This window comes from Moraxella oblonga NBRC 102422, from assembly GCF_001598275.1.
Taxonomy (GTDB): domain Bacteria; phylum Pseudomonadota; class Gammaproteobacteria; order Pseudomonadales; family Moraxellaceae; genus Moraxella; species Moraxella oblonga.
The window spans coordinates 43,611-64,673 of the sequence record NZ_BCYQ01000006.1 but is presented as its reverse complement, the minus strand read 5'-3'; the positions used below and the strand labels follow the sequence as shown (position 1 = coordinate 64,673).

Annotated in this window: 15 protein-coding genes, 1 tRNA gene and 2 pseudogenes; 9 read left to right on the top strand and 9 right to left on the bottom strand. The window is 43.4% G+C overall.

The window, feature by feature from the left end; genetic code table 11:
• Positions 1–120 precede the first annotated feature (120 nt).
• The 7 genes from MOB01S_RS01615 (at position 121) to MOB01S_RS01580 (ending at position 9,620) form a co-directional block, all read left to right on the top strand.
• Positions 121–2,343, top strand: a complete 2,223-nt coding sequence (locus tag MOB01S_RS01615; RefSeq protein WP_066800612.1) for an NADP-dependent isocitrate dehydrogenase — start codon at positions 121–123, stop codon at positions 2,341–2,343.
• Positions 2,344–2,619: 276 nt separating this feature from the next.
• Positions 2,620–5,013: a hypothetical protein gene (locus tag MOB01S_RS01605; protein ID WP_066800608.1), complete on the top strand. Its 2,394-nt coding sequence runs from the start codon at positions 2,620–2,622 to the stop codon at positions 5,011–5,013.
• A 151-nt stretch (positions 5,014–5,164) separates the two neighbouring features.
• A complete protein-coding gene (locus MOB01S_RS01600; RefSeq protein WP_066800606.1) occupies positions 5,165–6,253 on the top strand; it encodes a patatin-like phospholipase family protein in 1,089 nt (362 codons plus the stop codon).
• Between the two features lie 195 nt (positions 6,254–6,448).
• Positions 6,449–7,672 carry a type II secretion system F family protein gene (locus MOB01S_RS01595; RefSeq protein ID WP_066800604.1) on the top strand — a complete coding sequence of 408 codons (1,224 nt, stop codon included), beginning with the start codon at positions 6,449–6,451 and terminating at the stop codon, positions 7,670–7,672.
• A complete protein-coding gene (locus MOB01S_RS01590; protein WP_439646410.1) occupies positions 7,672–8,580 on the top strand; it encodes a prepilin peptidase in 909 nt (302 codons plus the stop codon). The genes MOB01S_RS01595 and MOB01S_RS01590 overlap by 1 nt, the downstream gene beginning before the upstream one ends.
• Before the next feature lie 49 nt (positions 8,581–8,629).
• A tRNA-Val gene (locus MOB01S_RS01585) sits at positions 8,630–8,706 on the top strand.
• A 53-nt stretch (positions 8,707–8,759) separates the two neighbouring features.
• Positions 8,760–9,620: a DMT family transporter gene (locus MOB01S_RS01580; protein ID WP_066800599.1), complete on the top strand. Its 861-nt coding sequence runs from the start codon at positions 8,760–8,762 to the stop codon at positions 9,618–9,620.
• Here MOB01S_RS01580 and MOB01S_RS01575 read toward each other — a convergent pair.
• A complete protein-coding gene (locus MOB01S_RS01575; RefSeq protein ID WP_245639974.1) occupies positions 9,617–10,438 on the bottom strand; it encodes a DUF72 domain-containing protein in 822 nt (273 codons plus the stop codon). The two genes, MOB01S_RS01580 and MOB01S_RS01575, sit on opposite strands and share 4 nt — an antisense overlap.
• Positions 10,439–10,537: 99 nt before the next feature.
• Between MOB01S_RS01575 and MOB01S_RS01570 the strand changes: the two genes are divergently transcribed.
• Positions 10,538–11,026: a hypothetical protein gene (locus MOB01S_RS01570; protein WP_157073861.1), complete on the top strand. Its 489-nt coding sequence runs from the start codon at positions 10,538–10,540 to the stop codon at positions 11,024–11,026.
• Positions 11,027–11,081: 55 nt separating this feature from the next.
• Here MOB01S_RS01570 and MOB01S_RS01565 read toward each other — a convergent pair whose 3' ends face one another.
• The 6 genes from MOB01S_RS01565 to MOB01S_RS01540 form a co-directional block, all read right to left on the bottom strand.
• Complete coding sequence (locus tag MOB01S_RS01565) at positions 11,082–12,626, bottom strand: pyridoxal phosphate-dependent decarboxylase family protein (protein ID WP_066800591.1); 1,545 nt, start codon at positions 12,624–12,626, stop codon at positions 11,082–11,084.
• Between the two features lie 36 nt (positions 12,627–12,662).
• Positions 12,663–14,645, bottom strand: a complete 1,983-nt coding sequence (locus MOB01S_RS01560; RefSeq protein WP_066800589.1) for a TRAP transporter permease — start codon at positions 14,643–14,645, stop codon at positions 12,663–12,665.
• Positions 14,646–14,654: 9 nt separating this feature from the next.
• The gene (locus MOB01S_RS01555) at positions 14,655–15,152 is read right to left on the bottom strand and encodes a DUF1850 domain-containing protein (protein ID WP_084349571.1); all 498 of its coding nucleotides are present in this window, start codon (positions 15,150–15,152) and stop codon (positions 14,655–14,657) included.
• 16 nt (positions 15,153–15,168) lie between these two features.
• Positions 15,169–16,254 carry a TAXI family TRAP transporter solute-binding subunit gene (locus MOB01S_RS01550; protein ID WP_084349570.1) on the bottom strand — a complete coding sequence of 362 codons (1,086 nt, stop codon included), beginning with the start codon at positions 16,252–16,254 and terminating at the stop codon, positions 15,169–15,171.
• Between the two features lie 78 nt (positions 16,255–16,332).
• Entirely contained in the window at positions 16,333–17,706 is a 1,374-nt protein-coding gene (locus MOB01S_RS01545) for a diaminobutyrate--2-oxoglutarate transaminase (RefSeq protein WP_066800585.1), read from the bottom strand.
• Between the two features lie 382 nt (positions 17,707–18,088).
• Entirely contained in the window at positions 18,089–18,445 is a 357-nt protein-coding gene (locus tag MOB01S_RS01540) for a PepSY domain-containing protein (RefSeq protein WP_066800582.1), read from the bottom strand.
• A gap of 132 nt (positions 18,446–18,577) precedes the next feature.
• Between MOB01S_RS01540 and MOB01S_RS01535 the strand changes: the two are divergent.
• A pseudogene (locus tag MOB01S_RS01535) lies at positions 18,578–19,179 on the top strand (rhomboid family intramembrane serine protease).
• A gap of 34 nt (positions 19,180–19,213) precedes the next feature.
• Here the strand turns inward: MOB01S_RS01535 and MOB01S_RS01530 are convergent.
• The gene (locus MOB01S_RS01530) at positions 19,214–20,701 is read right to left on the bottom strand and encodes an aminoacyl-histidine dipeptidase (protein ID WP_066800579.1); all 1,488 of its coding nucleotides are present in this window, start codon (positions 20,699–20,701) and stop codon (positions 19,214–19,216) included.
• Positions 20,702–20,923: 222 nt separating this feature from the next.
• A pseudogene (locus MOB01S_RS12980) lies at positions 20,924–21,014 on the bottom strand (transposase-like zinc-binding domain-containing protein); the annotation flags it as partial.
• Between the last annotated feature and the right edge of the window lie 49 nt (positions 21,015–21,063).

Genomic DNA, 21,063 nt, shown 5'->3' with positions numbered 1-21,063 from the left:
GACATTGACAATCAAAAATGTTGGGCACACCCTAGCCAAAACCATAAAAATATGGCATAATGGCAACAATTTATCAGTGATGATAAACCCATTTGTAAAACCAATAAATCGGAGTTTTTTATGACCAAATCCACCATCGTCTATACCTATACAGACGAAGCCCCCGCCCTTGCCACTCATTCTCTACTACCCATCATTCAAGCCTTTACCAAAAGTTCAGGCATTGATTTTAAAGTGAGCGACATTTCACTAGCAAGTCGCATTTTGTCCCAATTTCCTGAATTTTTAAAAGAAAATCAACGCCAAACAGACGCTCTGGCAGAGCTTGGTGAATTGGTCATCAAACCCGAAGCCAACGTCATCAAACTACCAAACATTTCAGCATCCATGCCTCAACTTTTGGCAACCATCAAAGAACTTCAAGATGACGGCTACGCCATTCCAGACTACCCCACCGAAGCAAACACTGACGAACAAAAAGACATTCAAGCTCGCTATGACCGTGTCAAAGGTTCGGCGGTAAACCCTGTCCTACGTGAAGGCAACTCTGACCGCCGTGCCCCAAAAGCGGTCAAAAATTTTGCCAAAAAATTCCCACATTCTATGGGTGCATGGTCAAAAGACAGTAAAACTCATGTCTCAACAATGAGCGATAATGACTTTTTTCACAACGAAAAATCCGTTACTGTCCCAAATGCCACCACCGTGCGTATCGTCTTTACCGATAAAAACGGCAACGCCACTGATTTACGCAAACCTCTTGCCCTAAAAGCTGGCGAAATCTTAGATGCTACTTTTATGAGTAAAAAAGCCTTGGTATCATTCTTGGACGAACAAGTTGGTGATGCCAAACAAAAAGGCGTACTATACAGTTTGCACATGAAGGCCACCATGATGAAAGTGTCTGACCCCATCATTTTTGGTCATGCGGTCAAATCTTTCTTTAAACCTGTATTTGACAAATATGGTAAAGAGTTAGACGCTGTGGGCATCAACGTCAATAACGGCTTTGGCAATTTATTAGCCAATCTTGACAAACTAGATGCCAACACCAAAGCTGATATTGAAGCATTGATTAATGAAACTTATGCCAACAATCCTGATGTAGCAATGGTTGATAGCGACAAAGGCATCACCAACCTACATGTACCATCAGATGTTATCATTGATGCCTCTGTACCTGCCATGGTACGCTCATCAGGGCAAATGTGGAACAAAGACGGCAAACAACAAGACACCAAAATCATCATTCCTGACAGCACCTATGCCCCACTTTATCATGCCGTTGTAGAATTTTGCAAAGAGCATGGTGCATTTGACCCAACCACCATGGGTACTGTACCAAACGTAGGTCTCATGGCTCAAAAAGCCGAAGAATATGGTTCACATGACAAAACTTTTGAAATCACTGCTGATGGTAAAGTTGAGGTCATTGATGAAGCAGGTAATGTATTGCTATCACACGAAGTGGAAGCAGGCGATATTTGGCGTGCTTGCCAAACCAAAGACGCTCCTGTCAAAGACTGGGTGGCATTGGCGGTTAAACGTGCCAGATTGTCAAATACTCCTGCCGTCTTTTGGTTAGACGAAAAACGTGCTCACGATGGAGAACTCATCAAAAAAGTCAAAACCTACCTTGCCGAGCTTGACACCACAGGATTAGAAATCCACATCTTGCCACTGGTTGAGGCAACCAACTTCACCCTAACTCGCCTAAAAGACGGGCAAGACACCATTGGTGTAACAGGTAACGTCATGCGTGATTATTTGACTGACCTATTCCCAATCTTGGAGCTTGGTACGTCCGCCAAAATGCTCTCTATCGTTCCACTCATGAATGGTGGCGGTATGTTTGAAACTGGTGCTGGCGGTTCTGCACCTAAACACGTTCAACAATTCCAAAACGAAAACTACCTACGTTGGGACAGTTTGGGCGAATTTTTGGCGTTGGCGGTATCGCTTGAACATTTGGCAGAACGTGAAGGCAATGCCAAAGCCCAAGTCCTAGCCACCACGCTAGACAAAGCCACCGAAGAGCTACTTTTGAACGACAAATCACCACAACGTAAACTTGGTACGATTGACAACCGTGGTAGCCACTACTACCTAGCCAAATACTGGGCGAATGCTCTATCCACCCAAACGGACGATAAAGCCCTAGCCGATGAATTTGCTCCGATTGCTCAGGCGTTAAACGACCAAGAAAGCACCATCGTTGCCGAGCTAAACGGCGTACAAGGCTCTGCGGTCGAGACACAAGGTTACTACTTTGCCAACCGTGATTTACTTGATAAAGCAATGCGTCCGAGTGCTACCCTAAACGGCATTATTGACAACATCTAAGTTCATAATGACAAAAAGCCAGCTCTTGCATGGGTTGGCTTTTTGCATTTTTACAAAAAATGTTTATTTCCCTTGTTATTGTGGGTATTTTTAGGTATGATTATACTCAATTCATATCAAAACTGTACAAAAAACCGTTCGCCCTGAGCTTGTCGAAGGGTAAAACAGTTTTTTCGTCATGGTTCGACAAGCTCACCACGAACGAAAAATCTTTGTTGGATTTTGAATTGAATTTAGTATAGCATTACTAATCTTTCTCATTTATAAGGATTTTTTATGATTAAGTTATCCCCCCCTTCCAAAAAAGCCTTTAAACTTAGCACACTAAGTTTAACATTAGTAGCCATTATAGCAACACCCAGCTTTGCCAAACACACCGTAGAAGTTACCGATAAAATTGCCTTAGCTGGCAAAATGTCTGGTAGCACGCCTTATAATCACTATACTCGCCTAATATTGGACAGTAGTGGTGAAAATGTGTATGGTGTAAGCAATAATGACAATCTCCCCAGTTGGAACAATAGACGAGCAACGCTTTGGAGTGGCGACAACTACCAAGATAGAAGGGACTTGGGTGGCTTTAAAGAAGATGACAGTGGTTCATCACAAATTACGAGTATCGCCCAAGATGGCAAGATTTTGGGTGGCTTTGGCGATATTGTAACCAACATTAATGATAGGGTGCATGCTGGTATATGGTCTGGCAAAGATTCTGCCACCAAAACCACCATACCAACAGATGATACTGCCAGAAGTACCAGCTATATCTATGCTCTAAGCAGTGATGGTAAGGTGATTGCAGGTAGTCGCAGTGGTTGGAGTGGTCTTGCCATTCTAAAAAACGATGGTAGCGACTGGACAAAAGCTGTTGAATTGCCAAAATTACCACACTCAACCGCCCACTGGTTTTCTACCGATGATTCACGAGTATTGGCATTAAATCACGATGGTAGTGTAGCGGTTGGTGGTTCAATTAGCAATTATTCTGATAAAACAAACAGTGTTAACACTCGCCCTGTCGTATGGACTGGCGAAAACTGGCAAACACTGATTGATTTGGGTACTTTAAGAGAAAACAATCTGGGTATTGGTCTTGCAACCGCCATCAGTGCAGATGGCAAAATCATCGGCGGCTCTTCTGAGGTTGATGATAGAGCCAATTCGTCAGCAGTCATTTGGACGGGCGATGATTGGAAAACCAAAATCCGCCTAAAAAGCCTCCCTTCCCACAATGACAATTACTATAATAGCACCAAAGTTTATGCCTTAACCAAAGATGGCAAAATCGCTGGTGGCACTTCCACAGATGCCTCCAATAATAAAACAGGAGACCGCCCTGTGATATGGAGTGGCGAAAACTATGAAGTTATTACCGATTTGGGAACGCTTGATAAGGGATTTGGTTTCGCTCCCAACAGAATGGAGGGCGTTGTTACCAGCTTTAATGATGATGGGACAATTATTGCTGGTTTTTCAGAAGACGATGACAACGACCGTGGTTCATGGAAACCTGTGGTTTGGAAAGTTAAATATACCAATGCAACGCCTACCACACCTCCTGTTACACCACCAACAACACCTCCTACCACTCCGCCTGTAACTCTGCCAACAACACCCCCTGTTACGCCTACGCCACCCGTAACGCCCCCAACCACTCCGCCAGTTACGCCACCAGCAACACCCCCTGTTACACCACCCATAACACCGCCTACCACTCCGCCTGTAACTCCGCCAACAACACCTGTGGTTGTCGGCATGATTGATGTTGTCAATACCATCAGCACCATCAACAAGCTAGGTGCGGATAGTTTTGCCTTGATGAGCATGCAAGCCCATGCACTTGACCGCTTACAGTACACCTGTCATGCTGATGATGGACTGTGCATTGGCATTCAAGAAGATGTGAGTATCAGCAAAGAAGATGGCGATAGAACGCAAGATGTTGGCGTGGGAGCCAGCATCAGTTATGGCTTTGGTAACGGCTTGTCGGTGGGTGTATCGCTTGACCATTCTATCAATCGCAAATTACCAAACAGCTATCGCCACAAAAATGACGATGTTGGTATCGGTGCGGTGGTACGTTATCAGGCGGATAATGGCGTATTTGCCGAAGCATCTTTTGCCAAAGACGACTACACCGCCACCATCACTCGCCCAACCCTTGCCAATACCGAGCTGGGTGTGAATGAAGCTACCATTAAAGGGGTTGGCTACGGCATGAAAGTGGGTAAATCCTTTGCCACTGACCGCACCGCCCTGCGTGCCTATGTGGGAGCAAAGCACACCGACATCAGTCGTGATGCCTACACTGAAAATGACGATACCGCTTTCCCCATTAGCTATGGCAAGATGGAGCATAAGGCAACTTATGCCACCACAGGCGTGAATGCCAAAGTGGGCTTAACGGACAAATTATCATGGGTAAATAATGCCGAAATCGCCCAAAAAGTATCGGGCGATGACCCTGTTTATACTGCAAGTTTGATAGATGTTGAAAAACATGATTTTATCCATCAAAGTAAATCTGCCAAAACCACAGGGCATTTTGCCACAGGCATCGGTTATCAACCAGTAGCAGGCACTTATGTGGAATTTACGCCATACATCAAGCGTCATGCCAATGATGAAACGGGTTATGGTGCATTATTTAGGCTAGAAAATAAATTCTAAGCCAATAAAACCCCCAACTTATGTGAGTTTGGGGGTTTTGCTGATGACGTTTAAAACAAACATACAAAACACACCACCCACTACAAAATTCATACGCAAAATCCCACGATTTGGCGTATTATAAGCCCATTTTCCCCACCCATTGATTATCATGAAAAAATTTACCACCCTTGTCGCTACGAGCTTATCCGTCTTGGCATTAACCGCCTGCACCACCAAAGCACCTACCCCCACCCCAACCGTCACGCCTGTTACCCCCAAACCAAAACCTGCCCAAATCGCCCTTGTGCTGGGCGGTGGCGGTGCATACGGTTTTGCTCATGTCGGTGTACTTGAAGCCCTACACGAAAACAACATTAGACCTGACATGGTCGTTGGCACAAGTGTTGGAGCCATCATTGGGTCACTGTATGCCTCTGGCAAAACACCCTCACAAATCCGACAGATTGTTGTAGATTTAGATGAGACCACACTCATTGACTTTACTCCAAGTAAGCAAGGTTTCGTTGCTGGCGAAAAATTACGCACTTTCATCAATAATCACACCCAAAAACCCATAGAAAAATTTAGCACACCCTTCATTGCTGTCGCCACACACAAACAAAGCCGTCAAGCCACGCCATTTTATACAGGTGAGGCAGGGCTTGCTGTCCAAGCCTCTGCTTCCATTCCAAACATCTTTATCGCTCCACGCATACCTACCAATTATGGTGATAAATACATTGATGGTGGGCAGTCTGCCCTGTTGCCTGTACGCATTGCCAAAAGCTTGGGAGCAAAAAAGGTCATCGCGGTCAATCTTTTGCCCCAAAAATCCCCATCACCCACCCAAACCACCAAAAAACAAGCCACCATCAAAAAAGATGATACAGGCATATCTGCCACATGGGGCAACCAAACTGTCAACATTCCTGTGGATTTTAATGCCCTAAAAAATACCCCACTACCATTTGGCATTGACCTAAGCCAAATCCTAAACGACCTACCAGCCCAAACCCAAATCAATCTACCTGATGAACTGCCAGATACTCTACCTGACAAACCACAAGCCTTTTGGAAAATGCTTTATACACCCTCTGCTCATGCCCACCCAGAGGATTTGGCGATGAGTGATGTTATCATCACACCACAGCTTGATGAATTTGCCATTTTTGACACCACCCAAAAAACCTTGATGATACAAAAAGGCAAAGAAGCTACTTTACAAAAAATGAACGACATCAAAAAACTTAGCCCCTAAATATCGCTATTTAACCTAAAAATAACACCGTTGATTTTTAAATAACCCAAACGGCATAATAAAGTTCATCAAAAATAGCGAAATTTGGGTAACTTTTGGTAAGTAATATTTACAATCTAGCTACTTGTGGTGTAAAATGGTATCAAAGATTATTCATTTTTTAACACCATATTTGATCAATATAAAGAGATTCACATGGCAAAAGCAGTAACCGAACAATTACTGGATTTTAAGTACACAGGTACAAATAGACGTGGACAAAAAGTTTCAGGTGAAGTTACCAGTAAAAGCATTGAGTTGGCTCGGGCTCAGCTACGTAAGCAAGGTATTGCGATTGAAAATATCAAGCCTAAGGGCAAACCACTATTCCAACGCAAAAAAGCCATTAAAGCCCTAGACATTGCTATTTTTGTGCGGCAGCTTGCTACCATGATGAAAGCGGGTGTACCTTTGACGCAGTCTTTTGAGATTGTGGCAGATTCGCTTGACAACCTTAGCATGAAAGAGTTAGTGCTAAAAGTAAAAGCCGACATTGAAGCGGGCAGTAACTTTGCTAACTCATTGCGTAAGCACCCCAAATACTTTGATGATTTGTTTTGCTCTTTGGTTGAATCTGGTGAACAATCGGGTGCGTTGGAGACCATGCTAGAACGTGTCGCCACCTACAAAGAAAAAAGTGAGTTGCTAAAAGCTAAAATCAAAAAAGCAATGAAATATCCGATTGCGGTTATCATCGTTGCCATCATCGTTACAGCGATTTTGCTAATCAAGGTTGTGCCTGTGTTTGCTGCCATGTTTGAAGGTTTCGGTGCTGAACTGCCTGCCTTTACCCAGTTAGTTGTCAATATGTCCAACTGGCTTGTCGCTTACTATATCCCCGTATTCTTGATTTTAGGTGGTATCGTCATTGCTTTTTCACAAGCCAAAACCCACAGTAAAAAGTTTCGTGATTTTCTTGACCGTGTTGCTCTAAAACTACCCATTTTTGGTGACATCGTTTATAAAGCGATTATTGCTCGTTTTTGTCGTACTTTATCCACCACTTTTGCAGCTGGTGTACCACTCATTGATGCATTGGATTCTACCGCAGGGGCAACCAACAATATTGTCTTTTACAACGCCACCCAACGCATCAAAGATGACGTTTCTACAGGTCAACAGCTCCAATTTGCCATTCGTACTACTAACCTATTCCCTAGCATGGTGATTCAGATGGTGGGCATCGGTGAAGAGGCTGGTAGTCTTGAAGAAATGCTAGACAACTGTGCCACCTACTATGAGAACGAAGTAGATAACGCCGTAGATGGTCTAACCAGCCTCATGGAACCAATGATTATGGCATTCTTGGGTGTTGTTATCGGTGGTCTGGTCATCGCCATGTACCTACCAATCTTTATGATGGGCGATATTATTGGTTAATGATGGAATTTATTATACTTTTACAAAAAAACGCTGCCCTAGCATTAACTGCTACGTTTATGTTAGGGCTGTGCGTTGGTAGTTTTTTAAATGTTGTCATTCATCGCACACCGCTTATCATGAAGAGAGCATGGCGTAAAGAGTGTGTGGAATTTCTATCTGATGAACACGACATACCCTACCACATCACCAACCAACTAAAAACCATCATTGACCAAGACAAACCCATAAGCCTGTCTTATCCACCTTCTCGTTGCCCCAAATGCAACCACCAAATCCGTGCCTACGAAAATATCCCAGTCATTAGTTGGCTTGTACTACTGCGTGGTAAATGTTCTGGCTGTGGTAATCCTATTAGTATCCGCTATCCACTGGTGGAACTCATCACTGCTTTGTTGTCCGTCCTAGTCATTTACACACTAGGAGCAAATATTGTAGGACTATTAGGACTTATCTATTTGTGGATACTCATCGCTTTAACTGGCATTGATTTTGATACCAAGCTACTGCCTGACCGTTTGGTTTTTCCGCTAGGCATGATAGGCTTAATAGCAAATACTCAAAACATCTTTACTTCACTCAGCTCTGCGGTGTGGGGTGGACTCCTTGGATTTTTGTCCTTTTGGTCGGTTGCCAAACTCTATACTCTCATCAAGAAAAGAGATGGCATGGGAGCGGGAGATTTTAAACTACTAGGAGCGATTGGAGCATGGCTTGGTGTGAGCATATTACCCTTTTTAATCCTAACATCCGCCGTCTTAGGTTCTATTGTCGGTCTGATTTTAATGAAAGTGCGTGGCGAAAACCGTGCATTTGCCTTTGGTCCTTATATCGCCATTGCAGGTATCATCGCCCTACTGTGGGGACATGACATCATGTCTTGGTATTTAAGTTTGTATAAAATTTAAAAAAGTACTTGCCATTTTAAATTAATCTGCTATAATAAGACCACTTTTTAGGCGTATAGCTCAGTTGGTTAGAGCACCACCTTGACATGGTGGGGGTCGATGGTTCGAGTCCGTTTACGCCTACCATATTTAAACCCCTTGATTTTTCAAGGGGTTTTCTGTTTTAAAGTCATCACACCATGTTATACATCATCATCGCCCTATTCATCTGGGCAAGCTCATTTACCGCAGGCAAATACGCTTATACCATGTTTGACCCTGCAATGGCGGTGCAGATTCGCTTTTTTATTGCAAGTGCCATTGCTTTGCCTTTATTTTTAAAATCTTATCCCACGATTGATAAATCCTTACGTCAAAAACTTTGGGGTATTTCGCTCTTAATGTTTCCGATTGGGATTTTGGTGCAATTCATTGGACTTTCTTATACATCAGCAAGTAGCGCTGTCGTCATGATTGGTGCAGAGCCTATCATGATTTTAATTTTGGGTTTTTTATTATTCAAACAAAAAATAGCGATTTATGATTGGTTATTAAGCGTGATTGCCTTTTTGGGCATTGGACTTTTGGTGCTGGGTTCGCAAACTGATGAAGTAGTCAATTTATTTGGCTTATTCCTTGTGTTTATCGCGGGTATGGGATTTGCATTAAGTGTACATTTAGCCAAAAACATCATGAATGTGATTGATAATCAAGCCTATACCGCCATTATTTTAGTACAAGGAGCAATCATCTCTTTACCCATTTCTTTATCAGTAATAAAAGATTGGACAATTCATTTTAATTGGCTTGGTTTATTGTCAGTCATTTATCTGGGCATTGGGTGCAGTTGGCTTGCCTATAAACTTTGGAATCTTGGGCTTAATAAAACGCCTGCCCATATCAGTGGCATGCTCATTGTTTTAGAGCCTGTATTTGGCGTATTGATTGCCTTTTTATTTTTGGGTGAGACCATGAGTTTATTAACCGCTCTGGGTAGTATTTTAGTCATTGGTTCAGCCATTCTTTCTACACTCATTCCGATTATTAAAAAAAACAATTAGAATAAAACCCCCTGCCCTTTGATTTCTGGCGTTTTCACCACAAAACCATAAGCGGACAATTTTTCTTTTAACATCATAATATTATAAAAAGAATGGGCATTGGTCGTATTTTGGAAATAAATAAAAAGCTCATCAAAATTGGCACGATGACTAAAAATCTCATCAGCGATTTTGCCAAGTCCATCATCGCTATAACGATAATTGTGGCGGTCTTTGGCGGTTGTCTCGTCCCACCAGTTTTGATTGTTGCCATGCAAGCGATAATAGGCGGTGCGAGTATTCGCCCAAAAAGGCGTGTTGGGTAGTCCGATGTTTTTGGGATAATCAGTATTGACCCAAATTAGATTGGGCGTTTTGGCAAAATGGGTAAAGACAGGCGTGATGTGCCAACTGGGGTGGCGAAATTCTATGGCAAGTGGTTGATTTTCAAACCATTTTACCACTTCGCCCAAATATTGACGATTGGCAGGCGTTCTCTCAAAGCTGTGGGGAAATTGTAATAATAAGGGGGCAAGATGGTCTTGTAAAGGCGTAAGAATATTTAAAAACGCTTGGGCAGTTTTGGCAGTGGCGGTAAAATTGTGGCTAAAATCTTGGTGCAATTTTAAAGAAAATTTAAGCCGTCCATCTGCTTTATTTAGCATACCCAGCAGGGATTTTTGTCCAATGGGAGCGTGAAAACTTGCGTTAATTTCCACGCAGTCATAATGATTGGCATAGTGGTGCAAAAACTCGCTTGCCTTTGCACCGTGTGGGTAAAGCGTACCAATCAAATCGGTATCACTGTACCCACCTGTGCCAATATAGATGGTTGGCATAATCATCTCCTGCTCATCAAACACATAAACTGATTTATTTGTTTATTGCAATGACTGTTGAAGTCGTATATACTTACAAAAAAACTCTCAGTGCAAACTATGAAACGATTACTATCACTTTGCCTAATGATGGCAAGCACAGCATTGGCAAGCCCTTCCAATTACTCACACCCCAACCAACTCACGCTACATCTTAGTTCGTCTAATGAGCGGTGTTATGACATTGAGATGAAATATTTTAATGCGTGCAAAAATACATTAATGAGCCATCTTTGGCTTGATAAAACAGGCAAAATTATCCGTAAAGAATTTGATATTTCTTCTCCATATCCACAAGCCCTAAGCAATAGAGATATTGAATTAGTGATAAATAATGTCTTATATCAGCGTGATTTTAGCAAACATATCAATCCAGATGACCCCAAACCTGTAAAAATCTTCGTGCCGATTGATATTTTTCACAAAAAACAGCCTGTCAATGCCGATACCATACCACAACTTCGCCAGTATTGTGCAGAAAACAAAAACAGGTGTGATGTCAATGAATTAGAAAGCATCTTAAATCAGCTTGACACCAAACCATTTTAATCATCATATGAAAACCGCCCAAAATCACTTTGGACGGTTTTTGTTTTATGATAACTCAATCAATCGGCGGTGTATAAGTGCCATTTTTAATATCGTCTTTAATCCGCTCTGCCTCTGCCAAGACTTGACCAAGTAAGGCTTTGACATTGTCAAGCGTGGCAATGGGGCTTAGGGTCGTCATCTTTAAAGACTGCACATTTTGACGACTGTCAATCACCCGAGTTACGCCAATATTTGCCTCGCCTTTGGCAAACAGTTCATCGGCGACATTTTGGTTGAGATTATCAATAAACTCTGCTGGATAATCTTTTGGTACGACACGAAACAGCACAGAGGCAAACTGTGGCTCAACAAGTAGCTCCAAACCATCGGTTGCTTTGATATACTCTGCCACTTGACGAGTGAGCGTAACTCCGTGGTCAATCATTGAGCCGTACAGCTCTTCGCCCAACGCCTCAATGGTAAACCACAGTTTGAGTGCGTCAAATCGGCGAGTGGTCTGCAAAGATTTGGATACAAGGTTTGGCACGCCGTGTTCTTCGTCATAGGCGGAGTTTAGATACTCGGCCTCATAGTGCATAAAGCGGTAGTTTTTCTCATCTTTTAATAGGAATGCACCGCACGAGATACTTTGGAAAAAGTGCTTATGAAAATCAAGCGTGATAGAATCCGACAGCTCCACACCATCAAGCATATCACGATAGTCGTTAGATAACAGTAATGCTCCGCCCCACGCCGCATCAATGTGTAGCCACGCACCATAATCATCGCACAGCTTGCGGATTGTCTTGATGTCGTCAATCGCCCCTGCATCTGTCGTGCCTGCCGTTGCCACCACGCACGCCACGATTTTGCCATCTGCCTGTAAGTCTGCCATAATTTTGGCAAGGGCTTTGGTGTCCATCTGGGCGTTGTCATTGACAGGCACAGTAACGACCGATTGAAAGCCCATTCCCATCATTGCCATATTTTTTTGTACGGAGAAGTGGGCATTTTCAGAGCAAAGTACCTTGACCTTGGTCATTGCATCGCTAGGAATGCCGTCTCTTTGAACCGACCATTCTTTGCCGTCTGTATTTGTCCAATTTTTAGCAATTGCCCAATCACGAGCCAGCAAAACGCCCATCAAATTGGACTGTGTACCACCAGAAGTAAACACCCCTGCCGTGCCAGCCCCATAGCCTGTTTTTTGGCGTAAGTAGTCAATAAGTTGCACTTCCATCAATGAGCCTGCTGGCGACTGGTCCCACGAGTCCATAGACTGATTGGTGGCGTTAATCAACACTTCGGCAATCTGTGAAGTTACCATCGTGGGGCAATGCAAATGTGCCAAAGAATGAGGGTGATGAACCTTTAAACTTTTGTTTAAAAACAGCTTAACAAGGCGGTCAAGCGATTTTTGTACGCCCAAGCCGTCTTTACTGGGGTTAAAGGCGATTTGGGAGCGAAGCTCTTTAATGCTCCCGCCTGTGTACATTTTGTCTTCTTTGAGCCAGTTTGAGACGGCTTGTACCGCTTGGTTCATCGCTGTTTGGTAGTCGGCGATGGATTGTTCGTCATTGCAAAAAAGAGCCTGACGGTGTTTGTCAAAATAAGTCATAATATACCCTCATCATTTTAATGGGTGAAAATAAAGTTAAATGGTTTTTGCTTTACTAGTTTTTAAATGTATCGCCCCCACAACCAGCACAAGCACAACACCAATCACATCGGTGATTGTTTCGGGTGCAATCAAACAGAATGCCCCAATCGCCATGACAACGCGTTGCCATGTTGGCATGATTGTTTTTAGATACCCTTCCACCGAAGCAGATAATGCAAGCACACCCACAATGGAAGTTGTCGCCACCATAGCAATCAGGTGCCATGCAGGCATTGCAAAGGTTTTGGTCATCACATCAACGCCCTGCACATCAATCATGAGCATGTTGGGATTATAGACAAACATAAACGGTACGATAAAGCCCGCCAATGCCAATCTAAGCGACTGCCAACCTGTCTTCATGGGGTCGCCCCCTGCAATCCCTGCTCCTGCAAACGAAGCCAGTGCCACAGGTGGTGTGATGTTGGCAAAAATACCAAAATAAAACACAAACATATGTGCTACCAAAATTGGCACGCCAAATTCAGCCAGTGCAGGGGCGGCCATTGTGGCAGTGATGATATAAGCAGGAATGGACGGCAGCCCCATACCAAGCACCATAGAGGCAAGCATGGTTAAAACCAATGTTAAAAACAAAGAGCCTGCACCAAATGCCACAATCAACGAGGTCATGACTGTACCAAAACTGGTTAAGCTCACCACCCCAATAACAATCCCCACCACAGCACAAGCCGCCATGACTGAAAGCGACTGTTTTGCACCATCTTCTAACGCCAGTAAAATATCCTTAAAGCCCATTCTGGTTTCTTTTTTGAGCCAGCTGACCGCCACCGTAAAGCCAATGGTATAAGCTGCTGCATAGCCCACAGGAACATTTTTAGCAAGCAATACCACAAGAGCGACAATAGGCAACAGCATATGTCCTCGTGCTTTTAGCACTTCTTTGGCTCGTGGCAAATCCGACTTAGGCATGCCTGTCAGATTTTGTTTACCTGCACGAAAATGAACCTGAGCAACCACACCAAGATAATAAAGCAGTGCAGGGAGCAGAGCCGCCAATGCAATCGTACCATATTTGACCCCTGTGGTTTCTGCCATGATAAATGCCGCCGCCCCCATAATGGGTGGCAAAATTTGCCCACCCACAGACGCACTGGCCTCCACCGCACCTGCAAAGTTTTTATCATAGCCGATTTTTTTCATCAAAGGAATGGTAAATGCCCCAGTCCCCACGACATTGGCCACCGCAGCACCGTTGATACTACCCATAAAGCCACTTGAAATGACCGCCACTTTTGCAGGACCGCCTTGCTTATGTCCTGCCAGTGCCAATGCCAAATCATTAAAGAGTTGCCCCATGCCAGACCGAGCCAAAAACGAGCCAAATAAAATAAATAAAAAGATAAAGGTTGTGGAAGCCCCAATCGCTGTGGAGTATAACCCTTCTGTTTTTAGATAAAACTGTCCAAAAATATCACCAAAATCATAAGGTCTGGTCAAAAGACGATCAGGCATAAAGTCCATATGACTGATGAAGGGGTAAACAAAGAAAATCAGGGCAAAAATTGGCAAAATCCAACCTGTGATGCGTCTGGCACTCTCTAACACCGCAACCACCGCAATGATTGCAAAAGCAATGTCCATATTGTTAGGAATACCGCCTCGCACCGTCATGATGTCCTGATAGTTGGCTATCAGATAGCCAGCTGTTGACAGCCCAAGTATTGCCCAAATCCAGTCATACCACACCACACTTTTGCGAGAGCTTTTTTTGGCAGGTGGATAAATCAAAAAGATAAGTGCCACCCCTACCGCAACGTGTACAGAACGCTGAACAAGTTCAGGCATTGGGTTAAAAGTGATGTATAAATGAAAAATAGAATATAAAATGGCAATGCCAGCAATAATAAAGCGAACGACTGAACTGGTTGGATTTCTTGTTACCGATTCACGGTCATATTTTTCCAAAATTTCTTGAGCTTGCACCTCAGAAATCTGTTCGTTGGTCTTAGTCATTATATTCCCTTAACTTGATTGAGTTTGATTGAACATATTTTCACAGGCATTTATTTGCCACCACCAAATCGCAGGTTGTCTCTCAACTTGAATATTTACCACAGTATAATCATCAACATGGCGATAAACCTCTAAGCGTTGTTGTGATACAGGCTCAATCACAGTTCCCTGCATACGAGCAGATACCACCCAACTTAGCTTTGGTATTACCAAATCGTGCTTCATACCCACAAATCCATCAGGAGCAGGAATGATTGTATTGGTTGTCGGCACACCCGCCCCAAAACTTTGTACATAACTGTGGGTCAATAATAAAGAGTGCTTGTCTTTTTGATAGTATTCTTGCCACAACTGTTTTTCAACAGAATGTCGCCACTGCAAAACAAAACTATCTGTCGCCCATTTGCACCGCCATGTATCAGTCGTAATTAGAAGGCGACTTTGAGAATGCAAACCAACAACAGATAGTCCGATTATGATGACAAATATGCCAAATACCCTCATCATGATTGACAAAAATCAATCATTTTTGAGTTTCTTGGGCTTCTGCCCCTTCGGTAGACTCTTTCACCGCTTCTTCGGCAGGTTTTGTGTCTGTTTGTGTAGCTGTCGCTGCAACTTCATCATAATAACGTTTTGCACCAGGGTGCAGTGGTGCAACCAAACCTTGCTGAGCAGTGGCAAGAGAAATGTCTTTGGCGGCTTGGTGAGCAGTTTGTAATTTTGGCAAATTCTCAAACAGAGCTTTGGTTGCCAAATAAACATCGTTTTCACTCAAATCCGAACGCACCACCAACGCATTTAAAATCGCTGCTGTCGGAATGTCAGCATCGTTGCCATAAGTGCCTTTTGGAATATTATTTACCGTAAAGAAAGTTTTGGTTTTGGCGATTTGGGCAAGCTGGTCAGCAGGAATGGCGACAATTTGCAAATCAAAACCTTGCTGCAATTCCATGAGCGATGAGTTTGGCAAACCACTTGTCAAAAACGCTGCGTCTAGCTTGCCTGATTTTAGAGCATCGGCAGCCTCAGCATAACCCAAATAATCCACTTTAACATCATTGTATGTAATGCCAAAACCTTCTAATAAAGCACGGCTTGCCAATTCAACGCCAGAATTTTGAGCACCAACTGCAATACGCTTGCCTTTTAGGTCACTGATGGTGTTAATGCCTGATTTTTTAGAAGTTACAATTTGTACAAAGTTAGGATACAGGGCGGCTACTTGACTGACATTATCCATTTTTTGATTAAAACTGCCCACACCATTAACCGCATCACTTAGGCTATCGCTCATCACAAATGCCATTTCAACTTTCTTTTGGTTGAGTAGATTTAGGTTCTCAACAGATGCTCCTGTGGTTTGGGTTTTTGAATTGACACCAAACTGCCCATTGTAGATTTCAGCCAAAGAAGTAGCGATGATGTTATAAGGACCTGATGCACCGCCTGTGGCAATGGTCAAAAATTTGGTTTCTAATTTGGTTGTGTCTGCCTGCCCTGCTTGTGCAGTTTTTTCTTGTGCAGGTGCTTTATCACCACCACACGCTGTCAGTGCCATTGTCGCTACAAACAAACTGGTAGCCAATAATTTCATAGAGTGTTTCATAAAAAATCCTATTAATGATACTCACAACATAAAGATACCATATTGTCGTTCAAGAAACAATATGGTATCTATTAATTATTACCCACGCACCGCTTTCACCGCTTGCTCTACCGCTTTACCAAAGCGTTCAATGACAAGCTCACACTCTTCACGAGTAATGGTGATTGGGCAAAGCAGGCGAACGACCGTACCGCCACGACCGCCCCTTTCAAGAAGTAGCTTGTTGTCAAAGCACGCCTTTTGAATCGCCACCGCAAGCTCACTGTCGGCAGGGTATGAGCCGATTTGATCTTTTGGCTGTCTTTCGTCCACAATCTCAATGCCAGTCATCAGACCTCGTCCACGCACATTACCAATACAAGGATAGGTTTTGGCAAGTTCGTTTAGTTTTTCACGCAAAAATTCGCCTTGAATACGAGCGTTCTCGGCAAGGTTGTTTTTGCTAATCTCTTCTAGTACATTGTAGCCTGCCGCCATCGCCAGCTGATTGCCACGGAAAGTCCCTGTATGCCCTGCTGGTAGCCACGCATCAAACTTTTTGTTAATCGCCAGCACACACAAGGGCAAACCACCACCCACCGCCTTAGACATCACCACCACATCAGGGACAATGCCTGAATGCTCAAAGGCAAACATCTTACCAGAGCGAGCAAAGCCTGCTTGCACTTCGTCTAGGATAAGGACAATGTTGTGGCGGGCAGTTACTTCACGGATTTTTTGGAGCCATTTGGCAGGTGCAGGAACGACACCACCTTCGCCTTGAATGGCTTCTAGGATAACGGCGGCAGGCTTGACCACGCCAGACTCCACATCTTCAATAAAGTTTTCAAAATAATAAGTCAAAGCGTCCACGCCTGCTTCACCGCCCAAACCAAGTGGGCAACGGTATTCGTGCGGATAGGGCATAAACTGCACGCCTGCCATTAGATTGCCCACCTTTTCTTTGGCAGATAGGTTGCCTGTCATCGCCAAAGAGCCGTGCGTCATACCGTGATAACCGCCAGAGAACGCAATGACATTGTCTCGTCCTGTGTAGGTCTTGGCAAGTTTGATGGCGGCTTCTGTGCCGTCCGCCCCTGTTGGACCACAAAATTGTAGCACAAAATTTTCTGGGAAAAACGATAACAGCTTTTCGGTAAAGGCATCTTTAATCGGTGTGGTAATGTCAAGGGTATGCAAAGGCAAACCACTGTCTAGCACATCTTTGATGGCGTTAATGGTGGCAGGGTGATTGTGTCCCAAAGCCAGCGTACCAGCGCCAGCTAGGCAGTCTAGGTATTCGTTGCCTTCCACATCGGTTACCCAGCACCCTTGTGCTTTGGCAATGGCTAGGGGCAGTTTGCGTGGATAGCTACGAACATTGGACTCCATTTGGTTTTGACGAGTCAAATAGTAGTCGTTGGTTGCACCATCTTTGGCGATGACAGGGGTTTTTGAAAAATGAACGCTCATATCGGATTACCATCTCAGATAAGGGTTAAAAGAAAAACCTATAAAACCCAAACCCAAAAGAAATTTGGGTTTAATAAGGTCATGACGTTCGGCGTGTGGTTCAATCGGCAAAATAAAAGGTAGGAAAATACCGATTGCACACCAGTTTTGCAAGAGTAATCACCCTACCATATCCATGGGGATAAACTTAGGATAATTCAACCGCTTGCACGGCAATGTTTAAAATTTAAAATGTACATATGTAAACTAATTTAAATTTTAAAAGTGGCAAATTATAACACACAGGCAAGATTTAGCAAGCATTATTTTATTGTTCATACCAAAAAGTCAAAACCGACAAATTTACTTTATCGGTTTTGGTGCTGTATGGACATGGGGTAGATTAGTTATCACGCTTGATATAAATCACTTTACCTGTTTTGGCATTGACTTTGGCATCGTATTTAACACCGCCTTTAATCAGTTCTACTTCATAAACCGCACCATGACGATCGTCATTGTCATACTCTACGCTATGTACACGGCTGTTGGCTAATTTGGCACGGGCATTCTGACCTGCTTGCTGTGCAGAGATAAGCCCTGCTCTGCTGTTGGTGCGTTGCGATTTTTTTGCTTGGTGAGTTTGGGTAGCTCTTGGGCGATAATCGTCATCATCATCGTAATCATCATCAGCAAAAGCAGGGGCAACAGATAAGGTGGTAACTGCCAACATAACGGCAAGCCATTTTTTGTGCAACATAAAAAATCTCACAATTGGTTAATATGGTGTTATGATACAATACCAAACTTAGTAAATACTTAGCAGTCTTTGAGCGATTGTGAAGTTTATTATTAAAAAAATCAATCATCATTCCATTTATTTGACGTTTTTATGACCCATACCACCGCCATTATCATCATCACCCTTGTCGTTACAGTTCTTGCATGGCAATCGCCCAGTATTTTAAGACGACTGATGTTTTATCCACCTGCCATAAAGCGTGGAGAAATTGATCGTTTCATCACACATGGATTTATCCATGCCAATTTTTTTATCTGTTGTTTAATATGATGACGCTATACTTCTTTGGGCGAGCCATAGAACGGTTGTATCTTTTAAAATTTGGTAATTTTGGTTTTATTGGTTTTTATTTATTAGCAATCATTGCCTCTGCCACACCGCACTACTTTAAATATAAAAACAATCCCAACTTTTCAAGTTTGGGGGCGTCAGGCGGTGTGTTGGCAGTACTATTTGCTTTTGCACTTTTGTCGCCTTGGAGTTTGATTTACTTTTTTGGCATCATTCCCATGCCTGCCATTATTTTTGCTATTGTATATACCGCATACAGTTTTTATGCACATAAACGTGGCAATAGCAACATTGACCACATGGCACATCTTGTGGGTGCAGGTTTTGGGGTGGTTGCCACCATCTTGATTGAACCAAAGATTTTATTGATATTTTTACATAAACTGCTGACTTTTTCATGACAAAAAACCCCCAAAATTGGGGGTTTAATATGGTCTATGACCTTATGGGTGAATTTTTTAAAATATCTTTTAAAAGTTGCCAATACACCGCCACGCTTGCCACGTCTACCGCCTCATCAGGCGAATGAGCTCCCACAATCGTCGGTCCTATGGAGACGATGTCCATATCAGGGTAGTTTTTCTTGATGAGTCCGCATTCTAGCCCTGCATGAATGACCTTAATGGCAGGTTCATGACCCAAAATATCAGCATACAAGCGAGCTGTAATGGGTGTGATGACAGAATTTGGGTCATAATTCCACCCCACATAGTCGCCGTCAAATACCGCTTTTGCCCCAGCCAAATCTGCAATGCTCTGTAAGGTGCTTAGCACACCATTTTTGCCAATTTGGGTCAATGAACGCACAAGCAATGTCGCCACAAGCTCACCATTTGCTACTGCTAGCACCCCAAACGACAATGAGGTTTCCACCACATCAGCGATGGTATCGCTATATCGTACCACGCCACTTGGCAGAGCATTGATGAGGTTGATGATGGTTGGAGTGTTTGCGATGACTTGGCTTGGCGTATCAGCATGAACATGACAAATGGAGAGGTTGGGACACGCCACACCAATTTCAGTCTGCAAATCGTGCGTGATGGCGTTTAATGACTGTAAAAATTTATCCAAATTAGCATGATGAAGTGCCAACGTTGCCACACTTTCTCTGGCGATGGCATTGCGTAGCGAACCACCCTTTATGGTGGCAATTTTAAAATCACAATGGCGTGATAAATGTGCCAACACTCTACCCATGATTTTGATGGCGTTGGCACGATTTTTATGAATATCAATACCAGAATGCCCACCCTTTAAGCCTGTAATGCTCAATGTCAATGCCGTATCATAGACGTTGTCTGTGTATTGTAATGGCAGATACACATCAGCATCCACGCCACCAGCACAACCAACATAAATCTCGCCAATCTCTTCGGTATCGGTATTTACCATGATAGGGGCAGTTAGCACACCTGCGTTTAGACCGATCGCCCCCACCATGCCCGTCTCTTCGGTCATGGTCAGCAACACCTCAATATCAGGGTGAACCACCGACTCATCGCTAAGTACCGCAAGACAGCTTGCCATACCAATGCCATTATCCGCCCCAAGCGTGGTGTTGGTGGCTTTTATCCATGCTTTATCATCACTAAAACGCATGATGATGGGGTCTTTGGTAAAGTCATGATGTGTGTCAACGTTGGCTTGGGGCACCATGTCTAGATGGGCTTGTAGAGCGATGGGTGTGCGGTTTTCCATGCCGATGGTGGCAGGCTTTTTGATGATGACATTACCCACTTCATCACGCCAAACGGTCAAATGTTTGGATTTTGCCCAATCCACGATATACATGGCAATCGCCTCTTCATGATATGAGGGGTGCGGTATGCTACAAATGTGTGCAAACCACCGCCACAGCTCGCTTGCATCAAGGTCTTGGACGACGGATAGGTTATGGGTTAAAGCAGTTTGGTTTAACATAAAACACTCCTTAAAATCATCATTAATTTTTTGATACTATCCCAAAAAGTATGCCACAACCCCACAAGGATTAGGCGTACCTGTCATCTATACCAAAACCATCTTAAAAGCACCACAAATCTATTTTTAGTGGTAGAGATAATTTGCCCCTACAATCCGTAGTAGATTTTAAGTTTGTTAAGTTATATATGAGACTAATATCCTTTGCAGTTTAACAAATTACCTATGGCAGTTTTTGCAAAAATAATTTTGTTTACCATAACTTTTTATGCCATTTTTTGGCACGGCAGGATAGGCAACTTGGGTAAATAATGGCAACTTATATCTTCAAACCCTCAATTACCAATTTTGTTCAAGTTGTC